Here is an 11,650-nt window from a genome sequence, read left to right on the forward strand (position 1 = left end):
TTCCGCATCCATGATCATCCCGCGCCCCGGGCGCTTGCTGGCGCCGCTGGCGCTGCTGCTGGCCCTGGCCGGCTGCGCCACCCACCGCGCACCATCCGGCACGGTCGACGTCAACCTGGTGACGCTGAACGATTTCCACGGCAATATCGAAGCGAGCAAGTTTACCTACACCAGCGTGGCCGACCGCCAGGAACGCACGGTGGTCGCGGGCGGCATCGATACCCTGGGCGCGGCCCTGCAAGCCTGGCGCCGCGAAGACCCGCAGCTGCTGCTGGTGGGCGCCGGCGACCTGATAGGCGGCAGTCCCGCCATGTCCAACATGTGGGCCGATGAGCCCAGCCTGGGCGCCATGGACTTGCTGGGACTGCGTGTCAGCTCGCTGGGCAACCATGAATTCGATCCAGGCCGGGTCGAGTTGCTGCGCCAGCAGTACGGCGGCTGCGCCTCGCCGCGTCCGGAAAAGGCCTGCCAGTTCGAGCCGCGCTACGACGGCGCCAAATTCACCTACCTGGCGGCCAATGTGGTCGACCTGAAGACCGGCAAGACCCTGCTGCCGGCCTACAAGATCGAGGAAGCGCATGGCGTCAAGATAGGCTTCATCGGCGCCGTGCTGCGCGAGGCGGCCGAGAAGGCGCTGGCCTCCGGCATCGCCGGCCTCGATTTCACCGACGAGGCGCAGGCCATCAACCGCCAGCTGCCGGCGCTGCGCCAGCAGGGCGTGGGCGTGTTCGTGGTGCTGATCCACCAGGGCGGACGCACCACGGATTTCTTCGACCAGCAGGATTGCAGCCATTTGTACGGCCCCATCGTGGACGTGGTGAAGAAGCTCGATCCGGCCATCCGCCTGGTGGTCAGCGGCCATTCGCACAAGGGCTATCTGTGCAAGGTGGACGGCCGCCTGGTGACCCAGTCCGACATGGGCGGGCACGTGATGTCGCGCCTGAAGCTCAACATCGACCTGGCGACCAACAGCCTGCAGAGCGTGGACGCGCGCCAGGAAGTGATGCTGCCTGGCCGCTGGCCGGCCGACACGCGCCTGGACGATTACCTGAACAAAGTGCGCGACCGCAGCCGCGCCGCGCTGGCGCGTCCGGTGGCGCGCATCGCGCTGCCGTCCGTGCTGCGCGAGCGGCGCGACGATGGCGAATCGGCGCTGGGCGACATGGTGGCCGACGCCTACCTGGACGCGGCGCGCCCATACGGCGCGCAGATCGCCTTCATGAGCAACGGCGGCATGCGCCAGGACCTGGACAGCGGCTCCGGCAACCGGGTCACCGTGGGCCATGTGCTGCAGGTGCTGCCATTCGCGAACTTCATGGTGGTGATGAATCTGACCGGGGCCCAGATCCGCGCCCTGCTGGAGCAGCAATGGCTGGGCGGGCGCGATATCACGCGCGGCCTGCTGCAGGTATCGGACGGCTTCAGCTACAGCTGGGACCCGAAGCGGCCGGTGGGTTCCAAAGTGGTGCCGGACAGCGTGCGCCTGCACGGCGCGCCGTTGGTGGACTCCACTTCCTACCGCATCGTGGCCAACAATTTTCTGGCGGAGGGCGGCGAAGCGTTCTCCGTGTTCGTGGCCGGCAGCAGCCGCGCCGAAACCGGCATCCGCGACGCAGATGCCCTGACCGATTACCTGGTCAAGCGTGAACGAGACGGCAAGCCGGCCGGCGCCAGCGAACCGGCCAACCGTATCACGCGCCTTCAATAACCCTTGGGAGCCTTCCATGCGTCGAACCTGTTACTCCGTCCTGCTGCCGGCCTTGCTGGCGGCCGGCGCCGCCCGCGCCGAGTTTTCCATTCCCGGCTATGAGCTGGTGCAGACCGCGCCGGTCGAGACCACGCTGTCCAATCCCGACCTGCGCGACCCGGTCACCGTGTTCAGCCAGCTATTCGACGGCGCCAAATCGGAGATCGCCATCGGCGAGTTCTACATCGTCGGCCAGGCCGGCAGCCCGTTCGAGAAGGTGCTGGAACGGCTGGAGGCGGCCGGCAAGCGCGGCGTGAAGATACGCTTCCTGCTGGACCAGAAGGGCGTGGGGCTGTCGGACCAGGCCACCATCGAACGCATCAAGCAGATTCCCCACCTGGAACTGCGCATCATCGACTTCAACAAGCTGACCGGCAACGGCATCCTGCACGCCAAATACCTGGTGGTGGACCGCGCCACGGCCTACATCGGCAGCCAGAATTTCGACTGGCGCTCGTTCACCCACATCCACGAAACCGGCTTGCGCATCACCGATGCGAAGATAGTCGGCCAGGTGCAGGCGGTGTTCGAGCAGGACTGGCGCGCCCAAGGGCTTTACACGGCGGGCAAGCCGGTGCCTGCGCTCAACAGCAAGCCGCTGGCGGGCGCCGACTACAGCCAGTCCGCCTTCCTGGTCGCCAGCCCTGCGCAATACAACCCGGCCGGCGTGGCCGATTCAGAAGCGGCGCTGCCGGCCCTGTTGGCCGAAGCGAAAAACGAGGTGAGGGTGCAGCTGCTGGACTACGCGCCGCTCAGCTACGGCCCCAACGGCACCCGTCCGTACTATGCCGTGATCGACAACGCGGTGCGCGCCGCCGCCAATCGCGGCGTCAAGATCAAGCTGATGGTCTCCAACTGGAACCTGGAACAGCCGGCCCAGGTCTACCTGAAAAGCCTGGCCCTGCTGCCCAACGTGGAAATCCGCATCGTGACCTTGCCGGTGGCGTCCACCGGTTTCATCCCGTTCGCGCGCGTCATCCACAGCAAGACCATGGTCATCGATAACAAGATCGCCTGGGTCGGCACCTCCAACTGGAGCGGCGGCTACTTCGACCTGTCGCGCAACCTGGAGGTGGTGCTGCGCAACGAGAAAATGGCGCAACGCATCGCCGCCCTGCACGAACAGACCTGGAGCTCGCCATACGCCCAGGCGCTGGACATCAACAAGGCCTATCCCAAACCTAGCAAAGGCAGCCCGGAATGAACAAACTCGCATGCATCGTGGCGCTCAGCGGCGCTTTCGTCTCCTTCAACGCCCAGGCCTGGGGCTTCGACGGCCACCGCGCCGTGGGCGCCATCGCCGACCAGCTACTCAAGGGCACGCCGGCCGAAAAGCACGTCCAGGCCCTGCTGCTGCCGGGCGAGAGCCTGGAAAAGGTCTCGACCTGGGCCGACTGCGTCAAGGGCACCTATTGCGGCCCGCAGACCGCCGAAATGACGGCCTACACCGCCGCCAATCCCAAACACAGCGAATACCACTACACCGACGTGCCGTTCCAGAACGAGCACTATCACGACCATGACGCCGGTACCGCCGACGTGGACATCGTGCAGACCCTGAAGCAGGCCATCGCCGTGCTGCAGGGCAAGGACACGGAAGAAAGCAATCCGCACCACTTCACCCAGCGCCAGGCGCTGCTGTTGGTGACCCACCTGACCGGCGACATTGCGCAGCCGCTGCACGTGGGCGCTGCCTTCGTGGGCGCCGACGGCGGCTTCGTGGTGCCCAAGAAGCCCAGCGACATCGACGGCCTGCAGATTTTCAACGCCCAGGGCGGCAACAACCTGCTGATGGACGACGTCAAGCTCACCGCCAACAGCGAACGCCTGATCCCGGCTGCGCCGGCCAAGGAAGGGGGCGACAACGCACCGGCCACGCCCAACAAGGCACTGACCAAGCCCTTCCACTCGTACTGGGACAGCACGGTGGTGAACTACGCCTTCCGCCGCATCGGCGTGCGCACCCCGGAGCAGTTCGCGCAGGCGGTGATCGCGACCCATCCGGTGGTGGCCGCCAACACGGGCGATCCGGCCACCTGGCCCTACCAATGGGCGGACGACACCCTGGTGGCGGCCAAGGCCGCGCACGTGGGCGTGGTGCCGGGCCAGATGGCCAAGCAGACCAGCCGCAGCACCGGCGAAGCCTACAGCGTGTGGAAGTTGACCGTGCCGGACGATTACCCGGTACCGAGCTCGGCAGCCGCCAAGGAGCAGCTGATCAAGGGCGGCTACCGTCTGGCCGCGCTGCTGCAGGCGATCTGGCCGAACTGAGCGCGCGGTGATAGAGGGCAGGGTAGCGTGGCGCGCTACCCTGGATCGCTTGCGGCGCGCCCTGGCAATCGCCATCTCATGCACGCGCGCCGCTGGCGTAGATTGGCGTTTTGCCACGCCGCCTCCCGCCATGAAAACCACCATACCAACCGCCATCGCCAGCATCTGCCTGGCGCTGATGACCACCTTGTCCCTGAGCGCTTGCGGCCTGCCGCCAGCGGCCCATCCGCTGTCCACCTCCGAGCGCAATGGTGTCCTCATTACGCAGCCATACCTGTCCACCAAGCGCGGCATCTACGTGGTGGACGCGGAGCGCCAGCATGTGGCGGCGATCAACTCGGCATCGGACTCCATTGCCGAATTCGCCCTGAGCCTGTTCTCGGCGCCGGCGCCGGCCAACGATGCCGCCCTGGTCAGGAATATAGAACCGGCCGCCAGGAGCACACTGCGCTTCCCGCCCGCCACCCGGCGCGAACCCGGCCAACGCTATGTGCATACGGTACTGTTTTGCTGGAGCCAGCCCGATCCGGATCGCCTGGCGTTCCTGATGGAGTGGGCCGACCCCACGACGCCGGAGCGCTATACGGATTCCTATGTATTCAGGCGCCATGGCGGACTATGGCTGTTTGAACGCCATGGCACGACGCCGCCCAGCGCCTGGCTGCAGGCGGGGCGCGCCGGACCACGCAGTTGTCCCCCATGACGGCCTGGTTGCTGTATCCACTCCACGGCTGAGCTGTTGCCGAATGTTGAAAGCGGGGATGTTAGCGCCGTCGGCATGATCAAGATCATGGGCGGGACGCCGCCGCCGGGCAAGAATGGACCATCCCAACTGCCTGGAGACGACGATGAGAACCACCGTGACCATAGACGACGAACTGTACCAGACGGCCCTGGAGGTGGCGGACGCCGCCATGGATAAGGCCGACCTGTTCCGTGTAGCCATACAAACCTTCGTCAGGGTGCAGTCCGGCAAACGGTTGGCGGCGCTGGGCGGCATGCTGCCAGAGTTGCAGGACGTACCGCGTTCCCACGCCGAGTCCGCCACATGAAACAGGTGCTGGTGGACACTTCGGTGTGGTTCAGCCATTTCCGCCGCCGCAACGACACCCTGGCCACGCTGCTGCGGCTGGACCTGGTGCTGACCCATCCGCTGATCTGGGGCGAGATCGCCTGCGGCGCGGCGCCGTCGCGGCACCAGATCCTGCGCGACCTGTGGCGGCTGCGCCAGGCCCAGCGCGCCAGCGTGCGCGAAGTGGTCGCCTTCGTCGAGAGCGAACACTTGTATGGCCAGGGCTGCGGGCTGTCGGACCTGATGGTGCTGACCTCGGCGCTGATGACGCCCGGCGTCAAGCTATGGACACTGGACCGCCGCCTGGCTGCCCTGGCATACCGCTACGGCGCCGCGCATCGGCCGGATTGGGCCTGAACCGAGCGGCGCCGGAAATAAGGAGCGAGCATGAAACCGATATCGTTGACGATGCCCAAGAACTGCCCACCTGCCTATGCTCTCCCATGTCACGGCACGGTATTTCGTGCGTGCCGCAATTCGCCGCCACAGGAGTATGATTTTCGGACGTTCGCGGAGCAGGGCCGTGCGCGTGGCAAATCAGGTTTGATGCTTTGCATGTGTTTTGGCTTGTCGGTTTTTGGCGCCAAGTCGGATTGCCTGCACATGTTGAGTCTGTTCCCTTCCAACGGTAGCTACATTGCGGAGGGCTTGCTGAGTGCGCAGCACGGCGTCATTGCAAATACGCCGGGGCGATTTTCCTTACATCAGACCTGGTGGCCATTTGATGGCATAGTTCGCAGTGCTGCATTTCATTAGGAGGCGGCAATGATCTGGATAGCAGATGGAATACGGCTTGATCCTGCGCCGTTTGCGGGTATGCAGCCGGTAGAAGTGCTGTATCAGCTGGAAACGCCGATGATATACACCAGCCTGCTTGGCTCCCAACTGGTGCTGGTGTACCAGTCGGCTGTAGACCTTGCTTCGGCTAGCGTGCGGCTGATTGTCGTGCCTGTGGACCAGCAATCACTGGCAAAATTGAAGACCGGTCAGCAAACCGTGGTCGGGGCGCTGGATCAGCCCCATGTGTGGGCTGTCACCCAGGATTTTAATGGTGACGTCACGGAAGTATGTTTGCTGAACGATGGCATCCGCTCCGTGCCTGCCGAGGCCAGGCCCGTGCAGGGGGCGTTGTTGTGGCCGCATCTGATGACCGCCTGAAGCGGATGCAATAAAGCCCACAGGATGACCACTGCCGAGAAATGCTATTGACCTACTTTATATGCCAGGTAACGCAATAACGGAGCGACGTGCACCAGCATGAGTGATACCGCGTCTTCCTTGTTCCTCGACACCTTGTTTATAAAATCAAGATCCTCAAAGAGACTGCCTACTTCCAGTGGAGGACAGTGGTCTCCTGCTTCATATAAAAGCTGCCTGGGTATGTTCAAGTAGTAATCTTGATCCAGCGGGACATGATCGATGTTGAGAACTTCCGTCATATGAAGAAAGATGGCGTCGATGGCCTGCTTCAGATCAGGTAGGTGAATTGCGTTTGGGCTGTTCTCTGTCATTTGAAATGTCGAAAGCGAAACTTATTTCTGAGAAAAGGTGCTCGGTAGGTGAAGCTAGCTTAACGCATTTCAGTGCGCGCAGCTTTTAGCGGGGGCACTTGAGGACGGAAGGGCAATAAAAAACGGCGCTGGAAACCAGCGCCGTTTTTGTCGTGAGGCAGGGCGCGCTCAGCGCGACTTGACGAAGGGCGTGCCTAGCGCTTTCGGCGCCACCGATTTTGCCATCAGGCCGGCCAGCACGATCACGGTCAGCACATAGGGCACCATCTGGATCAGCGAGCCCGGCAGGCGGCCCACCACGGGCAGTTCCACGCCTTCGATCTGGATCTGCACCGCGCCGAAGAAGCCGAACATCAAGCAGCCCAGGAAGGTGTGCAGCGGACGCCAGTTGCCGAACACCATGGCGGTCAGCGCCAGGTAGCCGGCGCCGGCCGACATGTCGCGCAGGAAGAAGCCGCTCTGCACGATGGCCAGGTAGGCGCCCGAGAACGAGCACAGGAAGCCGGCAATCAGCATGGCCGCATAGCGCTGGCGTTCGACGCTGACGCCGGCAGCGTCGGCCGCATGCGGGTTCTCGCCGCAGGCGCGCAGGCGCAGGCCGAAGCGGCTGTGGTAGATCACCCAGTGCACCAGCGGCACCAGGCCGAAGGCCAGGTACACCAGCACCGAATGGCCGCCGATCAGGTGCGCGTACAGCCAGCCGATGAAGGGCACGTTTTCCAGCGCAGCGGAACCGGGCAGCACCACGTCGAACAGGCGCGCCGAGCCCAGGTCCGGGGTGCGGCCGCCCTGCTGGAAGAAGTACTGGGCCAGCACGAAGGTCAGGCCGCTCATGGCGATGTTGATGGCGATCCCGCCCACCAGCTGGTTGCCCTTCTGGGTGATGGCGATGTACGCCTGCAGGGTGGCCAGCAGCATGGACGCCAGCACCCCGGCCGCCACGCCGTACCAGGGATTCTGGGTGGTGTAGGCCACCGCCGCCGAGACGAAGGCCGAGGCCAGGATCTTGCCCTCCAGGCCGATGTCGATCACGCCCGAGCGCTCCGCGAACAAACCGGCCATGCCGGCGAAAATCAGCACCGGCGCATTGCGCACGGTCGATACCAGGATACTGCCGATATGCAGGTCATCGAAAGTCATCTCGTCCTCACTTCTTCAACTTGAGCATCCTGGCGATGGCCGGTGCGTACAGGTATTCCATGGCGCCGCAGAACAGGATGATCAGTCCCTGCACCAGTATCACCATCTCGGGCGGGATGTTCTGCTTTTCCAGCGACAGGTCGAAGCCGCCCTGGGTCAGGGCCCCGAACAGCACCGCCGACAGGAAGATGCCGACCGGATGCTGGCGCCCCATCAGCGCGATGGCGATGCCGATGAAGCCGGCTCCACCCACGAAGTTCAGCGACAGGTAATGGGTCGAGCCCATGATGGAATTGACCGAACCCAGGCCCGCCAGCGCGCCCGAGATCAGCATCACGATGATGATCATCTTGCTGATGCGGATGCCGGCGTAGTGCGCGGCGTGCTGGTTCAAGCCGGTAGCGCGCAGCTTGTAGCCCCAGGCCGAACGCGACACCACCACGCCGTAAATCACCAGCGCGAGTATGGCCAGGAAGAAGCTGACGTTGAGCGGGGTCTCGCCCAGCGACGGCAACCACTGGTTCAGGCGCGGCATCTCGGCGGCGGCGGCAAAGGCGCGGCTGGCCGGATTCTGCTCGCCGGGCGGCACCAGCTTGACGATCACGGTGTTCATCAGGGAGGCGGCGATGTAGTTGAACATGATGGTGGTGACCACCACGTGGCTGCCGCGCTTGGCCTGCAGGTAGCCGGGCACGAAGGCCCACAGCGCGCCGAACAGGGCCGCGCCCAGCATGCCCACCGGGATCAGCAGCCAGGCCGGCAGCGAGCTGTCCAGCCACAGCATGGCCAGGGTCAGGCCCAGGCCGGCGAAGTACATCTGGCCCTCGGCGCCGATGTTGAACAGGCCGGCCTGCATGGCGATCGAGACCGCCAGCCCGGTGAAGATGAAGGTGGAGGCGTAGAACAGGGTGTAGCTCAGGCCTTCCGGATTGACCACGGCGCTGTTGACCAGGATGGCCAGCGACTCGGTCGGGCTTTCGCCCAGCAGGTGGACGACCAGGGCCGTCACCGCCAGGGCCGACAGCAAATTCAGTATGGGCAGGACAAAGGCCGTGGCCCAGCGTGGCAAGTCTTTATTCATGATTTGTGCATCCCGCCCATCAGCAAGCCGATGCGGGTGGTATCGAATTCTTCAATCTTCAGTTCGCCGGTGATGCGGCCGCCGCACATGACCAGGATGCGGTCCGCCAGCGCGCGCACTTCCTCCAGCTCCACGGACACCAGCAGGATGGCCACGCCCTGGTCGCGCAGCTTGAGCAGCTGGGTGTGGATGCTCTCGATGGTGCCGATGTCGACCCCGCGCGTGGGCTGGCCGACCAGCATCAGCTTGGGCTGGGCCAGCACTTCGCGCGCGATCACCACCTTTTGCTGGTTGCCGCCCGAGAGCAGGCCGATACGCAGGTCGTGGTTGTTGGGACGCACGTCGAAGTTCTTCATCAGGTCCGCGCAGCGCGCCGCAATGGCCTTGAAGTCCAGCAGGCCCCACTTGTTTTTCAGCTTGTCCTGATAGCCGAAGATGGTGTTGTGCATGACCGAGAAAGCCTTGATCACGCCGTCGCGCAGCCGGTCTTCCGGCACGTGGCCTATGCCCAGTTCGCGGAAGGTGCGCGGCAGGCCGTCGGCGTCCGAGCGGCCCGCGAAAGGCAGGGCCTGGCCGAGGAAGTCCAGCTTGCCGGAGGTCGGCAGGCGCATGCCGGACAGGATTTCCATCAGTTCGCTCTGGCCGTTGCCGGACACGCCGGCAATGGCGACGATCTCGCCGGCGCGCAGCGTGAAGCCGATGTCGGCCAGCAGCTTGACGCCCTGCTGGTCCAGCAGCTGCAGGCCGTCCACTTCCAGCACCGGCGCGCCCGGCTTGTAGGGCGCGCGCGGCAGGTTGTTCTCGATCGGACGCCCGACCATCATGTTGGCCAGGTCTTCCTTGGTGGTGCCGGCGGTGGCCACGGCGCCCACCACGCGGCCGGCCCGCATCACGGTCACGGTGTCGGTGATGTCCAGGATTTCCTGCAGCTTGTGGGTGATCAGGATGATGGTCTTGCCCTGTTCCTTGAACAGGCGCAGGATGTCGAACAGCGATGCGGTTTCCTGCGCGGTCAGGACGGCGGTCGGCTCGTCCAGGATCAGGATGTTGGCGCTGCGGTAGATCTGCTTGAGGATCTCGACGCGCTGCTGGGCCCCCACCGACAGGTCGTGGATGGTGGCCAGCGGATCGACCTCCAGGCGGTAGCGCTGGCAGATTTCGCGCAGCTCGGCTTCGACTTGCGCGCGCTTGCGCTTGAGCTGGAAGCCGCCTTCACTGCCCAGCATCACATTGTCCAGCACCGTCATGTTCTCGACCAGCATGAAGTGCTGGTGCACCATGCCGATGCCCAGCGCGATGGCTTCCTGGCTGGTGTGGATGCGGCGCGCCTGGCCGTCCAGCAGGATCTCGCCGCCATCGGCGCGGTAGTATCCGTACAGGATGCTCATCAGGGTCGATTTGCCGGCGCCGTTCTCGCCCACCAGGCCATGGATGGACCCCTTGGCAATGGAGAAGCTGACGTCCGTGTTCGCCTTCACAGCTCCGAAATGCTTGGAGATGCCGCGAAATTCTACTGCTGGCTGCATAGGTCGTTTTTGGTTAAGTAAAACGCGCCGCGCGGAGGAGGCTCCGGCGGCGCGTTAAGGGGCATACAAGAATTAAACGGGGCAGTTGGCGCCGGAACGGATGTCGATCACCTTGATCTTGCCATCGATGATGTCCTTGCGCGCACCGATCACGCGCTTTTCGATCTCGGGGGTGATCAGCTTGCGGTTGTTCTCGTCCAGCGCCCAGTCGACGCCGCCTTCCTTCAGGCCCTTGGCGGTCACGCCGGCCTTCCAGGTGCCGTTCTTCATCTGCATGAAGGAGTCATACACGGCGTTGTCCACGCGCTTGACCATGGAAGTCAGGATGGAGCCCGGGTACAGCGAATTCTGGTTGGAGTCCACGCCGATGGCCAGTTTGCCCTTTTCCTTGGCGGTCTGCAGGGTGCCCAGGCCGGACCCGCCGGCCACCGCGAACACCACGTCCACGCCGCGGTCGAATTGCGAGCGGGCCAGCTCGCCGCCTTTGGCCGGATCGTTCCAGGCCTGGGCGCTGGTGCCCACCATGTTGGCGCTCACTTCGATCTTGGGATTGACGGCCTTGGCGCCCTGCGAGTAGCCGCAGGCGAAGGTGCGGATCAGCGGGATGTCGACGCCGCCGATGAAGCCTATCTTCTTGGACTTGGAGGCCATGGCGGCGGCCACGCCGACCAGGTAGGAGCCTTCTTCTTCCTTGAAGGTGATGGAGTTGATATTGGCGCCCGGCGCCACGCCGTCGATCAGCACGAAGCGGACCTTGGGGAATTCCTTGGCGACCTTCTGCACGGCGGCCTGCTGGGCGAAGCCGATGGAGGCGATCAGGTCCAGGTTCTTGCGCGCCAGGCCGCGCAGCACCTGCTCGGCCTGGGTGTCGCTGGAGGCTTGCACTTCCTTGAAGTCGATGCCGGTTTCTTTCTTGAAGCGCGAGGCGCCTTCGAAAGCCGATTGGTTGAACGATTTGTCGAACTTGCCGCCCGCGTCATACACGATGCCCAGCTTAGGGTCAGCCGCGGACGCGCTGGCAGCGATGGACATGGCTGCAAGGGTCAAACCAAGTTGTGAAAGTTTCATGTATAAGCTCCTGGGAAGATCGGTATTGTATATTTTTATTGGGGTATACATCCAATTTGCCAGCATATTCCATGCCCGCAGCCGATGTCGCAGCGCCGCAACATTGTCTTCCCAGCAAAGAAGGCCGCCATACCGGGCAAGGGACCGGCGGCCACAGGGTCGATGTGGCCGCCTCATAGTGCGCCGCTTGTGGCGGCGCTTCCCAGAGCGTACTCCGCCGGTCCATAACTATGC

13 protein-coding genes are annotated in these 11,650 nt (G+C 64.1%); 8 read left to right on the forward strand and 5 right to left on the reverse strand.

The features are described from left to right. Window positions 1-10 precede the first annotated feature (10 nt). The 8 genes from ACLB1G_RS12560 to ACLB1G_RS12595 all read left to right on the forward strand — a co-directional run bounded on the left by ACLB1G_RS12560 (window position 11) and on the right by ACLB1G_RS12595 (window position 6,248). Window positions 11-1,708 (forward strand): bifunctional metallophosphatase/5'-nucleotidase, encoded by a 1,698-nt coding sequence (locus tag ACLB1G_RS12560; protein ID WP_491627545.1) that lies wholly within the window; start codon window positions 11-13, stop codon window positions 1,706-1,708. Window positions 1,709-1,724: 16 nt separating this feature from the next. Further along, window positions 1,725-2,951 (forward strand): phospholipase D-like domain-containing protein, encoded by a 1,227-nt coding sequence (locus tag ACLB1G_RS12565; protein ID WP_491627546.1) that lies wholly within the window; start codon window positions 1,725-1,727, stop codon window positions 2,949-2,951. Further along, on the forward strand, window positions 2,948-4,018 hold the full coding sequence (locus ACLB1G_RS12570) for a S1/P1 nuclease (protein ID WP_491627547.1): 1,071 nt from the start codon (window positions 2,948-2,950) through the stop codon (window positions 4,016-4,018). The genes ACLB1G_RS12565 and ACLB1G_RS12570 overlap by 4 nt, the downstream gene beginning before the upstream one ends. A gap of 130 nt (window positions 4,019-4,148) precedes the next feature. Then, on the forward strand, window positions 4,149-4,721 hold the full coding sequence (locus tag ACLB1G_RS12575) for a hypothetical protein (RefSeq protein WP_491627548.1): 573 nt from the start codon (window positions 4,149-4,151) through the stop codon (window positions 4,719-4,721). Between the two features lie 145 nt (window positions 4,722-4,866). Beyond that, on the forward strand, window positions 4,867-5,070 hold the full coding sequence (locus ACLB1G_RS12580; RefSeq protein WP_491627549.1) for a type II toxin-antitoxin system VapB family antitoxin: 204 nt from the start codon (window positions 4,867-4,869) through the stop codon (window positions 5,068-5,070). Then, window positions 5,067-5,447, forward strand: coding sequence for a type II toxin-antitoxin system VapC family toxin (locus tag ACLB1G_RS12585; RefSeq protein ID WP_491627550.1), 381 nt, complete (start codon window positions 5,067-5,069; stop codon window positions 5,445-5,447). The genes ACLB1G_RS12580 and ACLB1G_RS12585 overlap by 4 nt, the downstream gene beginning before the upstream one ends. Window positions 5,448-5,477: 30 nt before the next feature. Next, window positions 5,478-5,846, forward strand: coding sequence for a hypothetical protein (locus ACLB1G_RS12590; protein WP_491627551.1), 369 nt, complete (start codon window positions 5,478-5,480; stop codon window positions 5,844-5,846). A gap of 9 nt (window positions 5,847-5,855) precedes the next feature. Then, window positions 5,856-6,248: a hypothetical protein gene (locus ACLB1G_RS12595; RefSeq protein WP_491627552.1), complete on the forward strand. Its 393-nt coding sequence runs from the start codon at window positions 5,856-5,858 to the stop codon at window positions 6,246-6,248. 44 nt (window positions 6,249-6,292) lie between these two features. Here the strand turns inward: ACLB1G_RS12595 and ACLB1G_RS12600 are convergent, their stop codons facing one another. From ACLB1G_RS12600 to ACLB1G_RS12620, 5 genes are all read right to left on the reverse strand, one after another. Next, window positions 6,293-6,601, reverse strand: coding sequence for a hypothetical protein (locus ACLB1G_RS12600; protein WP_491627553.1), 309 nt, complete (start codon window positions 6,599-6,601; stop codon window positions 6,293-6,295). 168 nt (window positions 6,602-6,769) lie between these two features. After that, entirely contained in the window at window positions 6,770-7,741 is a 972-nt protein-coding gene (locus ACLB1G_RS12605; protein ID WP_491627554.1) for an ABC transporter permease, read from the reverse strand. A 7-nt stretch (window positions 7,742-7,748) separates the two neighbouring features. Further along, entirely contained in the window at window positions 7,749-8,822 is a 1,074-nt protein-coding gene (locus tag ACLB1G_RS12610) for an ABC transporter permease (RefSeq protein WP_491627555.1), read from the reverse strand. Continuing rightward, entirely contained in the window at window positions 8,819-10,348 is a 1,530-nt protein-coding gene (locus tag ACLB1G_RS12615; RefSeq protein WP_491627556.1) for an ABC transporter ATP-binding protein, read from the reverse strand. The genes ACLB1G_RS12610 and ACLB1G_RS12615 overlap by 4 nt, the downstream gene beginning before the upstream one ends. Window positions 10,349-10,420: 72 nt before the next feature. Then, window positions 10,421-11,416, reverse strand: coding sequence for a BMP family lipoprotein (locus tag ACLB1G_RS12620; RefSeq protein WP_491627557.1), 996 nt, complete (start codon window positions 11,414-11,416; stop codon window positions 10,421-10,423). Window positions 11,417-11,650 lie beyond the last annotated feature (234 nt).

Source organism: Duganella kummerowiae (assembly GCF_053572355.1).